10 protein-coding genes are annotated in these 16,038 nt (G+C 62.8%); 3 read left to right on the plus strand and 7 right to left on the minus strand.

What is annotated here, in order from left to right; translation table 11 throughout:
• Positions 1-388: 388 nt before the first annotated feature.
• Entirely contained in the window at positions 389-2,350 is a 1,962-nt protein-coding gene (locus V7S54_RS32230; RefSeq protein ID WP_065377230.1) for a M23 family metallopeptidase, read from the plus strand.
• A 100-nt stretch (positions 2,351-2,450) separates the two neighbouring features.
• On the opposite strand, the gene clpB is transcribed toward V7S54_RS32230, so the two are convergent.
• Positions 2,451-5,057, minus strand: coding sequence for an ATP-dependent chaperone ClpB (gene clpB / locus V7S54_RS32235; protein ID WP_065377231.1), 2,607 nt, complete (start codon positions 5,055-5,057; stop codon positions 2,451-2,453).
• Positions 5,058-5,326: 269 nt separating this feature from the next.
• Positions 5,327-6,349 carry an NAD(P)-dependent oxidoreductase gene (locus tag V7S54_RS32240; protein WP_336409875.1) on the minus strand — a complete coding sequence of 341 codons (1,023 nt, stop codon included), beginning with the start codon at positions 6,347-6,349 and terminating at the stop codon, positions 5,327-5,329.
• Positions 6,350-6,478: 129 nt separating this feature from the next.
• Between V7S54_RS32240 and V7S54_RS32245 the strand changes: the two genes are divergently transcribed.
• Positions 6,479-7,063 carry a TetR/AcrR family transcriptional regulator gene (locus V7S54_RS32245; RefSeq protein WP_065377233.1) on the plus strand — a complete coding sequence of 195 codons (585 nt, stop codon included), beginning with the start codon at positions 6,479-6,481 and terminating at the stop codon, positions 7,061-7,063.
• A gap of 89 nt (positions 7,064-7,152) precedes the next feature.
• Here the strand turns inward: V7S54_RS32245 and V7S54_RS32250 are convergent, their stop codons facing one another.
• The 5 genes from V7S54_RS32250 to V7S54_RS32270 all read right to left on the minus strand — a co-directional run bounded on the left by V7S54_RS32250 (position 7,153) and on the right by V7S54_RS32270 (position 13,804).
• Positions 7,153-7,815 carry a DUF4167 domain-containing protein gene (locus V7S54_RS32250; protein ID WP_057254806.1) on the minus strand — a complete coding sequence of 221 codons (663 nt, stop codon included), beginning with the start codon at positions 7,813-7,815 and terminating at the stop codon, positions 7,153-7,155.
• Positions 7,816-8,148: 333 nt separating this feature from the next.
• A complete protein-coding gene (prmC, locus tag V7S54_RS32255; protein ID WP_065377234.1) occupies positions 8,149-9,018 on the minus strand; it encodes a peptide chain release factor N(5)-glutamine methyltransferase in 870 nt (289 codons plus the stop codon).
• 3 nt (positions 9,019-9,021) lie between these two features.
• Complete coding sequence (gene prfA, locus V7S54_RS32260) at positions 9,022-10,104, minus strand: peptide chain release factor 1 (RefSeq protein WP_057254804.1); 1,083 nt, start codon at positions 10,102-10,104, stop codon at positions 9,022-9,024.
• Between the two features lie 70 nt (positions 10,105-10,174).
• Entirely contained in the window at positions 10,175-12,442 is a 2,268-nt protein-coding gene (ptsP, locus tag V7S54_RS32265; protein ID WP_065377235.1) for a phosphoenolpyruvate--protein phosphotransferase, read from the minus strand.
• An 87-nt stretch (positions 12,443-12,529) separates the two neighbouring features.
• Positions 12,530-13,804, minus strand: a complete 1,275-nt coding sequence (locus tag V7S54_RS32270; RefSeq protein WP_065377236.1) for an aspartate kinase — start codon at positions 13,802-13,804, stop codon at positions 12,530-12,532.
• Between the two features lie 641 nt (positions 13,805-14,445).
• On the opposite strand from V7S54_RS32270, the gene V7S54_RS32275 reads away from it, so the two are divergent.
• Positions 14,446-15,978 carry an ABC-F family ATP-binding cassette domain-containing protein gene (locus V7S54_RS32275; protein ID WP_065377237.1) on the plus strand — a complete coding sequence of 511 codons (1,533 nt, stop codon included), beginning with the start codon at positions 14,446-14,448 and terminating at the stop codon, positions 15,976-15,978.
• Positions 15,979-16,038: the final 60 nt, after the last annotated feature.

Below are 16,038 nucleotides of genomic sequence, written 5' to 3' on the forward strand. Positions count from 1 at the left end.
GGTCGTCGTCGCCAGCAGCGCCGCCGCCCTCGTCAGTGATCGGGCTTATAGACCCCCATCCCCGAAGACGTCAACAGGCTTTTTCGAAAAAAATGACAGATTTCTGACAAAGGCCGGAAACGCAGGGCTTTGAGCCCCCAAAAAAGTTTAGCCGTCTCTCCCGGTCTTGTGGAGACACATTTTGGCCCTCACTTTTTCACAATCCGCCGATCTAAGCGAGAACGACGATGCTTCGCGGATGCTTTCGCGCGGGTAGGCGTGGGATCTGGTATATCCGCCCTCTCCCCTCCCCCGCGATTTGACTCCGTTGCGCGAAAGATGCACATCTTCGCGCAACGTATCGCAGGCAAGAATACGGTTTAGAGAAATCGGGGACACTCAGTTCGGCATGAACACCGACAAGAACATGGTCAGGTCGCTCGGCGATCAGCCGCCGATCCTTGCGCATGGCCGCCGCGCGCCCGACAGGCGCGAGATCTCCCTACGCTGGCTTTCCGGTACCTTTCTGACCGGCATCACCTCAAGCCTTCTTATGGGCGTTGCTCTTTTTGCAGCACTCGACGGGCGCCAACAGCTGGCCATCCCCGCCGAAGCCTATGCGGCGCTCGACAGCGCGCCGAACGGAGACGAGCAGGCACGCGCGGTGCGCGGCGGTCGTATCCTTTCGCCCAAACTCGTCGCCAAGCCGGCCGACAAGACCGTCATGGAAGTCTCCACCATGACCCATGACGGCGAGAAGGAAGTGGTGCGCAAGCAGCCCTTCGTTCACGTCAAGATGGCGCTTGCCGCCAACCATCAGCCCTCGGAAAACTATCCGGATTTCGATCCGCTGGCGATCTTCTCCACCGACAAGGCGGACGAGGAACCCCCGGTCGCCCGCACCGGTACGCTCTATGGCTCGAATGTCGATTCCGAAGTGGCGCTGAAGACCGTCGATTTCCCGCTGAAAGGTGGCGTTGCCTTCGACAGCTCGATGTCGCTCGAAGAGGTCGAGGAAAACGTTCGCACCAACGGTTCGGTCCTGACCGAGGGCAGCACCCAGGTCGCCTCACTCTATTACGTCGACCCGCAGCGCTTCGCGTCGGAGAGCGACGGGCTTGATCTGCTTCAGGGCCTGACCGCCCGGATCGTCGAGCAGAACAAGAGCGATGCCGCCTACGAGACCATCGACGAAGAAAGCACCGAATATGCCGACGACATCATTCCGGTGCGGCGGCAGACCGATATCGCGACGGTCATGGTCAATGCCGGTTATGCCAAGGCGCAGGCCGAAGACGCCGCCGGCTATATCGGCGACGCGCTCGGTGCGAACGAACTGAGCGAGGGTGATGTCCTGCGCATCGGCATCATTCAGAACGGCGAAGCGCAGAAAGGCGACGAGGCCCGCATCGTGCGCGCCACCATCTATTCGCGCAACCGCCATGTGCTGACGATGGCGGTCGACGACAAGGGCCGCTTCGTTCCGGGTGCGGAACCGCCGAAGCTCGACGCGGTCGCCACCGCCTTCGATGACAACGGCGCGCCGGTCATGACCAGCAGCCACGATCTGCCGCGCGTCTATGACGGTATCTACCGTGCCGCTCTTTCCTATGGCATGAGCGCCGACATGGTCAGCCTCGTCGTCAAGCTGCTCGCCAGCAACGTCGATTTCCAGGCGCAGCTGAAGCCGACGGACTCGCTTGAAGCCTTCTTCTCCGTAACCGACGAACGCGGCATGGCGACGGAAGAATCCGAGCTTCTCTATGTTCGCGCCAAGTTCGGCGACGCGGTCACCGCCTTCTACCGGTTCCAGGATCCGGAAGACAATTCGATCGACTACTTCGACAGCGAAGGCAAAAGCATCCGCCAGTTCCTGCTGCGCAATCCCGTGCCGAACGGCCATTTCCGCTCCGGCTTCGGCATGCGCCGCCATCCGATCCTCGGCTTCTCGCGCATGCATACCGGCGTCGACTGGGCAGCACCCCGCGGAACGCCGATCATCGCTGCCGGCAGCGGTGTCGTGGAAAAGGCCGGCTGGGATTCCGGCGGCTATGGCAACCAGACGCTGATCCGCCACGCCAATGGCTACGTGTCGTCGTACAACCACCAGAGCGCGATCGCCAAGAACGTCAAGGTGGGCAACAAGGTCGTCCAGGGCCAGGTCATCGGCTGGGTCGGCACGACAGGCCTTTCGACCGGTCCGCACCTGCACTACGAGTTGATCGTCAACGGCAACAAGGTCGATCCGCTGCGCATCCGCCTTCCCGGCGGCAAGTCGCTTTCCGGCGACGCGCTGGCGAAGTTCGAGAAGGAACGCGATCGCATCGACGAGTTGCTGAACAAGGATGGCGCCGAAGTCGCAAGCAACTAGAGCAATTTGGACAATTTCAAACAGTTGGAGCGCCACCTCCCCACAGTCTGCACAAACGAAAAGGCCGCCCCGAAGGGCGGCCTCTGTGTTTGATGCGTTGTCAGGCGGCTTCCTTGTCCGCCGTCGCTCCGCGCTTGAAGTTGAGGCGGTCGGAGCCCGAGAGCACCTTGACGGACGAACCATCCGGGAACTCGCCCTGCAGGATCTTCTCGGCGAGCGGATCCTGCAGGTATTTCTGGATCGCCCGCTTCAGCGGGCGAGCGCCATAGGCCGGGTCGTATCCCTTGTCGGCAAGGAAGGCGCGAGCGTCATCCTCAAGCTCCAGCGTGATCTTGCGCTCGGTAAGCAGCTTGCGCAGCCTTTCGAGCTGGATATCGACGATCGCACCCATCTCCGAGCGACGCAGCCGGTGGAACAGGATGATCTCGTCCACGCGGTTCAGGAACTCCGGCCGGAAGGCGGCTTTCACCACCTCCATCACCTGGTCGCGAACCGCATCGCTGTCCTCGTTCTCGCCGAGGCCGGTCAGATATTCGGCCCCGAGGTTCGAGGTCATGATGATCATCGTGTTCTTGAAGTCGACGGTGCGGCCCTGACCATCGGTCAGGCGGCCGTCATCGAGCACCTGCAGGAGCACGTTGAAGACATCCGGATGCGCCTTCTCGATCTCGTCGAACAGTACGACCTGGTAGGGCCGGCGACGGACGGACTCGGTCAGAGCTCCGCCTTCCTCGTAGCCGACATAGCCGGGAGGTGCACCGATCAGTCGGGCCACGGAGTGCTTCTCCATGTATTCCGACATGTCGATACGCATCAGCGCGGTCTCGTCGTCGAAGAGGAAGCGGGCAAGCGCCTTGGTGAGCTCCGTCTTACCGACGCCGGTCGGTCCAAGGAAGATGAACGAGCCGATCGGTCGGTTCGGATCCTGGAGCCCGGCACGCGCGCGCCGCACCGCCCGGGAGACCGCCTGCACGGCGTCGCCCTGGCCAACGACCCACTTCGCCAGTTCGTCTTCCATCCGGAGCAACTTGTCGCGTTCGCCTTCCAGCATCTTGTCAACCGGAATACCGGTCCAGCGCGAGACGACATGCGCGATGTTGTCCGGGGTCACGACCTCCTGCACCATCGGGTTGGCATTGGCGTTTTCCTGGCTTTCCGCATCGGAAAGCTCCTTTTCGAGCTTCGGAATGACACCATAGGTCAGTTCGCCGGCGCGCTGGAACTCGCCCTTGCGCTGGACGATCGCCAGTTCGTTGCGGGCTTCGTCAAGCTGCTTCTTGAGATCGGCAGCACGTCCGAGCTTCTGCTTCTCCGCCTGCCAGCGAGCGGTCAGCGCCGATGCCTGCTCTTCGAGCGAAGCGAGGTCGAACTCGAGCTTCTCCAGCCGATCCTTCGACGATGCATCGGTTTCCTTCTTCAGGGCCTCGCGCTCGATCTTCAGCTGGATGATGCGCCGGTCGAGCTCATCGAGCTCTTCAGGCTTGGAGTCCACCTGCATGCGCAGACGCGACGCCGCTTCGTCCATGAGGTCGATCGCCTTGTCCGGCAGGAACCGGTCGGTGATGTAGCGGTTGGAGAGCGTCGCGGCGGCAACCAGCGCCGAATCCGAGATCCGGACCTTGTGGTGCTGCTCGTACTTCTCCTTCAGGCCGCGCAGGATCGAGATCGTGTCCTCGACCGTCGGCTCCTCGACCATGACAGGCTGGAACCGGCGGGCGAGCGCCGCGTCCTTCTCAACGTGCTTGCGATATTCATCAAGCGTGGTGGCGCCGACGCAATGCAGCTCGCCGCGCGCAAGTGCCGGCTTCAAGAGGTTGGAGGCATCCATTGCCCCTTCCGCCTTGCCGGCGCCGACCAGCGTGTGCATCTCGTCAATGAACAGGATGATCTCACCGTTTTCGGCCTGCACCTCGTTGAGAACGGCCTTCAGCCGCTCTTCGAACTCGCCGCGATATTTCGCACCTGCAATCAGCGCGCCCATGTCGAGCGCCATCAGCCGCTTGTCCTTGAGGCTTTCCGGCACGTCGCCATTGACGATGCGCAGGGCAAGGCCCTCGGCGATCGCGGTCTTGCCGACGCCGGGCTCACCGATCAGCACGGGGTTGTTCTTGGTGCGGCGCGACAGCACCTGGATGGTGCGACGGATCTCGTCGTCACGGCCGATCACCGGGTCAAGCTTGCCTTCACGCGCATCGGCCGTCAGGTCGCGCGCATATTTCTTGAGGCTGTCGAACCCTTGCTCAGCATTGGCACTATCGGCGGTGCGGCCCTTGCGGATGTCGTTGATCACCTGGTTGAGCTTGGTCGGGGTCACGCCGGCCTTGGCGAGAATGCCTGATGTCGCGGCCGAGCTCTCGATCGCCAACGCCAGCAGCAGCCGTTCGACGGTGACGAAGCTGTCGCCAGCTTTCTTCGCGGCCTCTTCAGCACTCGAAAAGACCCGGGCGAGCGGCTGCGACAGGTAAACGGAGCCATTGCCACCGGAAACTTTGGGAAGCTTGGCAAGTGCTGCATCATTGCCGGCGCGCGCCTCGCGGGCGTCGCCCCCGGCGCGCTCGATCAGCGAAGCGGCCATGCCTTGATCGTCGTCGAGCAGCACTTTCAGCACATGCTCGGGCGTGAACTGCTGATGTCCTTGCGCCAGTGCATAGGTCTGCGCCGACTGCAGAAAACCGCGCACGCGCTCGGAATATTTTTCAATGTTCATACTCTACCTCCATAACCCGGCAGGCCCATCGCGTGGCACCCGTCGGTGATTCAGGATCAGGCTCCCGCATTCGGCAAACCTGTCAGTGTGGAGCGATCCCCGCCTTGCGCCGGATCAACGCATCCGAAGCGAATATGGGGCACCGATTTTGGAAATTAAAGAGCCGTCGCTGGCTCTGGACGGAAATCTGCAACCGAAAAATGCGGACGCCCGACGGTTTGCCGCGCGGCCGCATTTGTACTCAGGGAGGCGAGAAGCCGGTTGGTTCGCTAAGCCGCCATTAGCGACCGTTCGGCGAACGAAGCTCCGAACTCCTTCATGCGTCGCACGTAGTAGGCCGGGTCGATCAAAACCTCCGGGAGATAGAGGCCGGGAGCCGACGCTTCGCCGCCTTCAAGGCCGAGCATACGTTCCACCGCCAGCGCAACACCAAGGGCGGTTAGCGGCGCCTGGCCTTCGGGGTGCACGATCTCATGGCGATGGTCGAGAGGCTGACCATCCTTCCCCCGTCCCGTCATCTCGATGACGATCTCGGTCGAAAACGGCTCGCCGCGGCGCCGGCTCGCGGATTCGCTATAGGCGAGATCCAGCCGGATATCGCCGGCATTGGTCCGGGCCGCAAGCGCCATGACATCGAAGGGCGAATAGGCGACCGCATCGAGTTCGACACCGTCGACGCTTCGATAGCGCGCCTTCGAATCCTCGCCGCCGGCCCAGTGGAGCCTGCCGTCCTTGACCGTCAACGCCGCCGGCGCGAGACCAGTGATGCGATTGTAGTCGGCCAGTGCTGCCGGCCCGCCCATATCCTGTTCGTCAAGCAGGACCCCGATGCGGATCGTGTCGATCGCCTCATAGGCCTTGGCGAATTCGAGGATCGGGAAGATGGCGGCCCCGGCGAGCCAGTGGCTGGCGAGCAGGATTGCCGCCTTGTCCGGCGCATGGATATATTGCGCCATCTCCGGACCCACCTCGAACGTGCCGCTGGAAAGGCTGATGTAGGGGATGCCGTGGCGCTGGGCGTAGCGCATCGAGCTCAGCTTCTCATCCTTCAGGAAAATGACGACGGCACTGAAACGCGGCTCATCGCCGACACCAAGATCGGCCCGCTCTAGGTCGATACTGACACCGATTGCCCCGCCCACCGCGCGCGCAACCGCTTCGGCCTTGCCCAGATCACGACCACCGATGGCGATCGGCAGTGTCGAGTGTAGCCGGCGGATGATTTTCGCCGCCTGCGATCCGACGACCCCGGAACCGCCGATGATCAAAACAGGCTGAAACTTGTTCGACATCTTCCTATCTCCTAAACGAAGGTGTCCGGTTGATTGCCGAACCTACCATTAGTAAGTTACTATTGGTAGATATGTTGCCGAACGCCGCTTTCAAGAGCCACGAGGCGACGCGAAAAAGGATTGCGATCGATGGCCCCGACCAAAAGCCGAAAGCTCGCCAAGCCCGAACGGCGTGCCCAGTTGATCGAGACCGCCAAGGAGATCCTGCGCGAGTGCGGAGCTGATGCCCTGACGCTCGGCCACCTCGCCGAACGCGCCGGCGTCAGCAAGCCGATCGCCTACGAGCATTTCGGTACGCGCGAGGGGCTTTTGATCGCGCTTTCCCAGGAAATCGAAGACCGCCATGCAACCAAACTGCAGGCCGCGCTTACGGCGGCACCGAAAGAGCTCGATGTGGTCGCCGACATCATTAGCTCGGTTTACATCGACTGTGCCGTCGACAGTGGTGAGGAATGGCAGGCCATCTCAGGAGCGCTACGCGGCAACGCGGACATGATCGCGACGCAGCAGCAACAGGTCGACGACTATGTCGCCATGATCCTGACGGCACTCGGGCCCTTCGCGAAAATCCCCGCCGACGATTTGCGCCTGCGCTGCACCGGCATTGCAGGAGCAGCCGAGGCGATCGGCCGTGAGCTGATCCGCGGCCGAACAAACGAGGCAGCCGCCAGTGCCAATCTTGCCGCACTGATCGTCGACAGCGTCGACATTTGATCGCCGTTGACCAGACAAAGAAAAACCCGGCCGTGACAGGCCGGGTTTTTGTCGTGCCCTGAGAATGGGCAACGCTGATAGACCGCCGCTTATTCGGAAGCGGCGAGCGCCGGTGCTTCCGGAGCGGCATCGCCCGAAGCCTGGGCTTCGTCAGCGGCACCTTCCTGTGCGCTGCGGCGCGGACGGCGTGGACGCGGCGCGTTGCGGCGGCGGGATGCGGCGCGGCCGGAGGCAGCCGGGGCTTCCTCTTCCATCGCGACTTCCGCCGGTGTGCCTTCGATCACCGGCTGCGGGCCTGTGCCGTCGATGACGACAGGCTGCGGCTCGGGAGCAGGTGCCTGAGCTGCGGCAACCGGGGTCGGCATGTCGTCGCTGTAGCCCTGATCCAGATCGTCCTGGTCCTGATCGGACCCGTCATGGCCACGGAAATCCTGACGGTCGTCACGCTGGAACCGGTCCTGCATCTGCGCCTGTGCGGCAGCAATGATGCGGTTGTAGTGTTCGGCGTGCTGAAGGTAGTTTTCCGCGATGACGCGGTCGCCAGAGCTCTGGGCATCGCGCGCAAGCGCTGAGTACTTCTCGGCGATGTGCTGGGCAGTACCGCGAATCTTCACATCCGGGCCGGAGCTGTCATAGGTCCGCGTCAGCGGATTCGAGCCCTTGCGGTTGTGGTTGTTGTTATTTCCATTGTTATTGTTGTTGCTATTGTTATTCCGCCCGCGGCCGCGCTTGTTTTGCTGTCCTGGCCTCATAGTACATTCACCCGAATTCTCTTGATAATGATGATCATGTGGTTTCGTCTTCCGGCCGGATCCGTTCACGCCCGACAGAACACGCGCCGTTGCGCTCGCACAATGGCGGCTTCGGCGCCGACTGGCGTCAAATTAACAGGTACCCGCACAAGGCACTTGTTGAACCCTAGCAACTCTTTCTTGAGAGCAATCCCCGTGGCCAGGTCATACCGGAACGAATCTTAGGTCCATGACCTTCTGCCCAGTGCGCGGGCAAACTAGCCCGCTTCCTCTGGGATTCCAAGCCCTTTCTTTGCCTGTGCAAGAAAGAAGATGCGTCAGTGCAGCATTTTTTCAACGGTTTGTGTCGCGTTCGAAGATCAGGACGCGGTCATTACCGCCGAGATCCTTCGCCTCTTCACGCAGACGGAAATTTTCGGCGCTAAACAACGCCGTCACCGCCTCTTTCTGGTCGAAACCGATTTCCAAGCCTATCACGCCGTTTGTCTCAAGATGATGACCAGCCTGAGAAGCGATGGCGCGATAGGCATCAAGCCCGTCTTCTCCGCCATCAAGCGCTGCGGCCGGGTCGTGAAGTCTCACCTCCGGCTCAAGCTCATGGACGACACTGGACCGGATATACGGCGGATTTGAGACGATCACATCGTAGCGACCATCCACCTTTTCGTACCAGTTGCTGAGAAGCGGCCGGAACCGATCCGCAAGACCGAGCGCCGCTGCATTCGCCGTCGCCGTTGCCAGTGCGTCCTTGGATATATCGGTAGCCGTGCCCCTTGCTTCAAGAACTTGCGACAGCAGCGCGATACAAATCGCCCCAGTACCGGTGCCGAGATCGATAAGCGCGCAACCGCCCTTTCGCGCTACCACCGCACGCAGATGAGGGATCATCCGATCGACGAGCGTCTCGGTATCCGGACGCGGCTCCAGCGTTTCCTTTGAAAGCTTGAGCGGCAGGCCGAAAAATTCGCGTTCACCAAGAATACGGTAGACCGGTTCGCGTGCCAGTCGCCGCGCTACCGCCGCCCGGATCCGGGCAGCGTCCTCGTCCGAAACCGGGTCCCTGCCCCGAGACACGACCGCGCTCAGCGACATGTCGAGCAGGCCGGAGATCAGATGCCGCACATCGAGCGCCGCATTCTCGATGCCGCCCGCTTGCAGGCGGTCGCGGCTTTCGGCAACGAGGCTCGCGAGCGTTTCCGCCATGGCTCAGCCCCGCTGTTCGCCAAGCAGCGCCAGCTGGCTCGCCTGGTAGTCGGCAAGCAGAGCGTCGACGACCTCGTCGATCTCGCCCATCATCATCCGATCGAGCTTGTAGAGCGTCAGGTTGATACGGTGATCGGTGAGGCGCCCCTGCGGGAAATTATAGGTGCGAATGCGCTCGGAGCGGTCGCCCGAGCCCACCTGGCTCTTGCGGTCGGCCGAGCGTTCGCTGTCGGCGCGCTGGCGCTCCATATCGTAGAGGCGCGAGCGCAGGACCTGCATCGCCTTTGCCCGGTTCTGGTGCTGCGACTTTTCCGAACTGGTGACGACGAGACCGGTCGGAAGGTGGGTGATGCGCACCGCCGAGTCCGTCGTGTTGACGTGCTGACCGCCGGCACCCGACGATCGCATGGTGTCGATGCGGATATCCTCGGGCCGGATCTCGATATCGATGTCTTCGGCCTCCGGCAGCACGGCGACGGTTGCGGCAGACGTATGGATGCGGCCGCTCGCTTCGGTCTCCGGTACACGCTGCACGCGGTGCACGCCGGATTCGAACTTCAACCGCGAGAACACGCCGCGGCCCGAAACTGTCGCGATGATTTCCTTGAACCCGCCGGCCTCGCCGTCGCTCGCCGAAAGCACCTCCACGCGCCAGCCCTTGCCGGCCGCGTAGCGCTCGTACATGCGGAAGAGATCGCCGGCAAAAAGTGCTGCCTCCGACCCGCCGGTACCGGCGCGAATTTCGAGAATCGCACTCTTCTCGTCGGCCGCATCCTTCGGCAGAAGCAGGATCTGGATTTCCTGCTCCAGTGCCTCGATCGTCGCTTCGACCTCGGGCTTTTCCATTTCGGCGAGATCGCGCATCTCCCGGTCGGTCGATTTGTCGGCGAGCATGGCAGTGATGTCGGCAAGCTCGGTCATCGCCTTCTCGTAGGCGCGGATCTTCGTCACGACCGGCTGCAGTTCGGAATATTCCGAGGCGAGCTTGACATAAACGTCCGCGGCCGGGCCGGCCGACATGCGGGCCTCGATCTCACCGAACCGACGTTCCAGTTCGCGCATCTTTTCAACGGGAAGCTTTGCCAAGTCTCACTCCAAATGCGTCTCCCCTCGCCCGGATCATGGTCCGGACGAGGTTGCGACGCGTCAATTCAATCTAAACCGGAATGCCGTTTTCCGCGGCGAAATCCACCAGCATCTGGCGAACGGGCGTCTGGTCGCGTGTGTCGTCCAGCGCCGCATTGAGCGCGACACCAAGCTTGCCCGCGTCGAGCGCCAGCAGCATCGCCTTGATCGGCCCGACGGCCGTCGGCGACATCGACACTGAGCGGAAACCTAAGCCCAGCAACGCCATGGCCGAGAGCGGCTTGCTCGCCATCTCGCCACAGAGCGTCACCGGCGTATCGTGCCGGTCGCCGGCGCGCACGATGTCGCGCAGGATCCTGAGGAACGGCCGCCCGAGCACGTCGAAACGATCGGATACGCGGGCATTGCCGCGATCGACCGCCATCGCGAACTGGAAGAGATCATTCGAGCCGACCGAGACGAAGTCCACTTCCATCATCAGTTCGTCGAGCTGCCACAAGAGCGCTGGCACTTCCAGCATGGCGCCGAACTGCAGCTTGCGCGGCAACTGTTCGCCAAGTTTCGACTGCCGCTCGATTTCCTTCTGCAGCAGGTCGCGTGCAATCCTGAGTTCGGAAACTTCGGTGACCATCGGCAGCATCAGCTTGAGCTCGGCACCGGCCGCCGCGCGCAGCATCGCGCGAAGCTGGGTCCGCAGCAGACCCGGGCGATCGAGCGAAAGCCGGATCGCGCGCCAGCCAAGTGCCGGATTTTCCTCTTCCGCGGCGCGGAAATAGGGGACGACCTTGTCGCCGCCGATGTCGAGGGTGCGGAAGGTCACGGGCTTGCCGCCCGTCTGCTTCAGCACACTGCGGTAAAACGCTTCCTGTTCTTCCGCCTTCGGCATGGTCGAGGCGATCATGAACTGAAGTTCGGTGCGGAACAGGCCGATGCCTTCTGCCCCCGCCTCATTCAGATGCGGCAGGTCCACGAGCAGGCCGGCATTCATTTGCAGCGTGATGCGCTTGCCGTCTCTCGTCAGCGGCTCGACGTCCTTCAGCGCCCGGAACTGCGCCTGGCGCCGTGCCCGGAAGCGAACCTTTTCCTCGTAGGCGCGCTGCAGGTCGGCGAGCGGCCGCAGATGCACCTTGGCATCGTCGCCGTCGATGATGATTGCGTCGCGGTTTTCCGCAAGCGCGACTGCACCGGTCGCCTGTCCGATCACCGGAATGCCCATGGCACGGGCAACAATCACCACGTGGCTGGTGACGGCGCCCTCTTCGAGCACCAGACCGCGCACGTTTTCGCGCGGATAGTCGAGCAGTTCGGCAGCGCCCATGGCACGCGCGACGATCACCGCATCGGTCGGGAAGTCGCTGGCCGAAAGCTTGGCGCCATAGCCGGAAAGCTGACGAAGCAGCCGATTGGCGAGATCGTCGAAATCATGCATGCGCTCGCGCAGATAAGGGTCCGTCAGCCGGATCATCCGCGCCTTGGTTTCGCTCTGGACGCGCTCGACTGCCGCCTCCGCCGTCAGGCCGTTGCGGATCGCCTCTTCGAGCTTGCGCACCCAACCGCGATCATGGGCGAACATGCGGTAGGTTTCGAGCACCGCCCGGTGCTCGCCCTCCATCGACACCTCGCGGCGCGACAGCATGTCGTCGATCGAGATGCGCAGCGACCCCAGCGCTTCGGCAAGTCGCTGCAATTCCTGGTCGGTGTCTTCGTTGAGGAGGTTGGTGACGACGATCCTCGGTTCGTGCAGGACGACATAGCCAAGGCCGATGCCTTCACCATAGCTGTTGCCCTCGATCGAGACGGGACGCGAGAGGTCGAGCTCGAGGCCCGGCTTGGTGATCTTCTTGAGTTCGCCGGTCGCCACCATCTCGGCGAGAACCATGGCGGTCGTCTCGAGCGCCTCGACCTCGTCCTCGCGATAGTTGCGCATCGCCTTGTTCTGGACGACGAGAACGCCAAGCGCGCGGCCCGTGCGTAGGATCGGCACGCCGAGGAAGGAGTGGTAGATCTCTTCGCCGGTTTCCGGCAGGTAGGTAAAGGCCGGATGCGACTGGGCGTCGGACAGATTGAGCGGCCGCGCCGAGGCGGCGATGGTGCCGACGAGGCCCTGCCCCATCTTCAACTGCGCCAGGTGGACGGCCGCCTTGTTCAGACCTTCCGTCGCGTAGAGTTCGAGCACGCCGTCGGAACGCAGCACATAGACCGAACACACTTCCGCGACCATGTTCTGCGCGATCTGGCGCACGATACGGTCAAGGCGCTCCTGCGGCTCCAGCGGTTCCGCCATCAACTCGCGCAACCGCTTGAGGAGAACGCGCGGACCTGCGGAAAGGTCTCTCATCGCGTGGGGTCTCCCGAAATAGAGGTGACGGCGGCAAGGGGATACGCGGGCAAAACCGCCGCGAATCCCAAATCGGTCGTCTGTCGACTAACTCTTATCGAGACCGTAAGCGGAATGCAAAGTGCGAACCGCCAATTCCGCATAGGGACCGTCGATCAGGATCGAAATCTTGATCTCGGAAGTGGTGATCGCCTTGATGTTGATGCCCTTGTCGGCAAGCGCGCGGAATGCGGACGCGGCGACGCCGGCATGGCTGCGCATGCCGATGCCGATGACCGATACCTTGACGAGACCGGCCTCGGACTGGACGACGTCGTAGCCGATCTTCTCCTTGTTGTCGCCGAGCACCTTCAGTGCCTTGTCGACATCGCCCGACGGAACCGTGAAGGTCATGTCGGTCTTCGAACCGTCCTCGGAGATGTTCTGAACGATCATGTCGACGTTGATATGGGCTTCAGCAAGCGGGCCGAAGATCGCGGCGGAGACGCCCGGCCGGTCGGCGAGACGGCGCAGCGAAATCTGGGCTTCATCCTTGGCATAGGCAATGCCGGTTACGACTTCCTGTTCCACGATCTCATCCTCATCACAAATCAGCGTACCGGGCGGATTGAGAAGGTCACCCATGCCCGGCGCATCGGGATCTTCGAAAGACGAACGCACGAAGGTGCGAACCTTGTGCACCATGGCGAGCTCGACCGAGCGCACCTGCAGCACCTTGGCGCCGAGCGATGCCATTTCCAGCATTTCCTCGAACGCGATTTTCTTCAGCCGCCGCGCCTTCGGCTCGATGCGCGGGTCAGTCGTGTAGACGCCATCGACGTCGGTGTAGATGTCGCAACGGTCGGCCTTGACCCCTGCGGCGATCGCCACGGCCGAGGTGTCGGAGCCGCCGCGGCCAAGCGTGGCGACGCGATTGTCAGGCCCAAGCCCCTGGAAGCCGGCGACGACGGCCACCTGGCCCTCGCCCATGCGGCGGACGAGTTCGGCACCGTCGATATCGAGGATGCGGGCAGCACCATGGGCGTTGTCGGTGCGGATCGGGATCTGCCAACCCTGCCAGGAGCGGGCATTGATGCCCATCGACTGCAGCGCGATCGAAAGCAGGCCGGACGTCACCTGTTCGCCGGAAGCAACGATCGCGTCGTACTCGCGGGCGTCGTAGAACGGCGAGTTGGCGCCGGTTGCCTTCGGCATGTTCTGCACCCAGCCGACCAGCTCATTGGTCTTGCCAGACATGGCGGAAACGACGACGGCGACTTCGTGGCCGGCATCGACCTCGCGTTTCACATGGCGGGCGACATTGTGGATGCGGTCCAAATCAGCGACGGAGGTTCCGCCGAATTTCATCACGATGCGTGCCATGTGCCTCTACCGGTACCCAATTTAGCGCGCGCAGGCGCGCGTGACAGGAAAGCCCCCGCCGGCGCCCGACGGTCAAAAAGCTTGGGAGACTTCTCGGACATCGGCAGTCACCGCTTCGGGGAGCGGAAAGTCGCGGCGTCTCTTAGCGGATCAGGGGGCGGCACGCAATGGCAAGCGGACACAGATTCGGACCGCGCCGTGCACCACGACCGGCGCATTTCGCAACAATATTGCCCAGGACGGGAATTCACGGAAACATCCGTACCCATCGACCCCGCAATGCCACGTTGAAAATTACCGGCTTCGATGCTAAACGTGGCTGGCAACTTGAATTCGAGAAAGGGGGGCTGCACGTGATAACTTTCTTCCGGCACCACCGCCAGCGTGGCCCCGTCCAAGCCCTGCAGATGCGTTTGCAGGGCTGACCAGACATACTTCGCGAGTTGCGAATCCTATCCCTGGTCTGCCCAGAGTGATGCAGTGCGGAACCGTTTCGGTTTAAGCGCCTGCATCGTCTTCCAATACCGAGCCGACGGCCCGTTGACAGCATGCGTGCTGTTCCGGGTCCAATCATCCGAAAACCCGGCCTGAAGTGCCGCCACGGATGTCTCATCGTCGCTCGCGCAGTCCAGAGATCGACCATGGCCTTGATCAATATCCGCAACCTCGGTGTCAGCCTGAGCGCACCGCTTTTTTCCAACCTCAACCTCTCCGTCGCCGCCGGTGACCGCATCGGCATCGTCGCCGCGAATGGCCGCGGAAAGACGACCCTGTTTAAATCGATCGCAGGCAGCTTCGATCCGACCGCCGGGGAAATCACGCGCTCACGCGGCCTGACCATCGGCCATGTCGAGCAGAACGTTGCGGCCGCCTTGCTGCCCCTCTCCTTCCACGACGCCGTTCTTTCGGCCCTTCCGGCCGACCAGGCGGAAAACGAGAGCTGGCGCGTCGACATCGTGCTCGATTCGCTCGACGTGCCGGAAGTGCTGCGCCAGCGCGCGGTCTCGGAATTGAGCGGCGGCTGGCAGCGGCTCATGCTTCTCGCCCGCGTCTGGGTCAGCGATCCGGACGCCCTGCTCCTGGATGAGCCGACCAACCATCTCGATCTCGCCAAGATCGCCCGGCTCGAAGCCTGGCTGAACGCCCTGCCGCGCGACGTGCCGGTGCTCGTCGCCAGCCACGACCGCGCCTTCCTGGACGCCACCACCAACCGGACGCTGTTCCTCAGACCCGAGCAATCGCCAATCTTCGCGCTCCCCTATTCGCGGGCGCGCGCTACCCTCGATGAAGTGGACGCCTCCGAGGAGCGGCGCTACCAGCGCGACATGAAGGTGGCGCAACAGCTTCGCCGCCAGGCCGCCAAGCTCAACAATATCGGCATCAATTCCGGTAGCGACTTGCTGACCGTGAAGACGAAACAGTTGAAGCAGCGAGCCGAACGGCTGGAGGACGCGGCAAAGCCGGCCCATCAGGAGCGCTCCGCCGGCGCGATCCGGCTCGCCAACCGCGGCACCCACGCCAAGATCCTGGTGACACTCGACGACGTGACGGTGGAGACGCCTGACGGAACCGCTCTCTTTCGCACCGGAAAGCGCTGGATCTGCCAGGGCGACCGCATCGTGCTCTTGGGCGAAAACGGCGCCGGCAAGACGCGGCTCGTCAACCTGATCCGCGCGGCGATCGAGGAGCCCGGCCGCGCGCCGGAAGCGCTGAAGGCGACGCCCTCGCTGGTGCTCGGCTATAGCGACCAGGCACTTGCGGGACTATCGGATGACGAGACGCCGCTTGCCGCGCTTTCCCGTCGCTTCTCGCTGGGCGATCAGCGGTCTCGCACACTACTCGTTGGCGCCGGTATCGGCATCGACATGCAGGAGAAGGCAATCAGCCGGCTTTCCGGCGGTCAGAAGGCCCGCCTCGCCATGCTCGTACTGCGCCTGAAGGAGCCGAATTTCTACCTGCTCGACGAGCCGACCAACCATCTGGACATCGAGGGCCAGGAGGCGCTCGAGGCGGAGTTGCTGAAACACGAGACGAGCTGCCTTCTGGTCTCCCACGACCGCAGCTTCGTGCGCAATGTCGGCAACCGCTTCTGGCTGATCGAAAAGCGCCGGCTGGTCGAAGTCGAGGACCCGGAAGACTTCTTCGCCGCAGCTGCGGCGAGCGAACTCGGCTAGCAATCGCGCAAGCGAACCCGATCGCACCCGTGACGCCCGCCAAGAGCGGGCGTCACCTTC

Origin of the sequence: Ensifer sp. CCNWLY38, from assembly GCF_037120565.1 — a bacterium.
In the GTDB taxonomy this organism is placed as follows: Bacteria; Pseudomonadota; Alphaproteobacteria; order Rhizobiales; family Rhizobiaceae; genus Ensifer; species Ensifer adhaerens_H.

Excerpts from the sequence above, each read along its gene's own strand:
- ptsP (WP_065377235.1), bottom strand. The coding sequence starts at position 12,442 with ATGAGAGACCTTTCCGCAGGTCCGCGCGTTCTCCTCAAGCGGTTGCGC.
- V7S54_RS32270 (WP_065377236.1), bottom strand. The coding sequence starts at position 13,804 with ATGGCACGCATCGTGATGAAATTCGGCGGAACCTCCGTCGCTGATTTG.
- V7S54_RS32250 (WP_057254806.1), bottom strand. The coding sequence starts at position 7,815 with ATGAGGCCAGGACAGCAAAACAAGCGCGGCCGCGGGCGGAATAACAAT.
- clpB (WP_065377231.1), bottom strand. The coding sequence starts at position 5,057 with ATGAACATTGAAAAATATTCCGAGCGCGTGCGCGGTTTTCTGCAGTCG.
- V7S54_RS32245 (WP_065377233.1), top strand. The coding sequence starts at position 6,479 with ATGGCCCCGACCAAAAGCCGAAAGCTCGCCAAGCCCGAACGGCGTGCC.
- V7S54_RS32230 (WP_065377230.1), top strand. The coding sequence starts at position 389 with ATGAACACCGACAAGAACATGGTCAGGTCGCTCGGCGATCAGCCGCCG.
- V7S54_RS32240 (WP_336409875.1), bottom strand. The coding sequence starts at position 6,349 with ATGTCGAACAAGTTTCAGCCTGTTTTGATCATCGGCGGTTCCGGGGTC.
- V7S54_RS32275 (WP_065377237.1), top strand. The coding sequence starts at position 14,446 with ATGGCCTTGATCAATATCCGCAACCTCGGTGTCAGCCTGAGCGCACCG.
- prmC (WP_065377234.1), bottom strand. The coding sequence starts at position 9,018 with ATGGCGGAAACGCTCGCGAGCCTCGTTGCCGAAAGCCGCGACCGCCTG.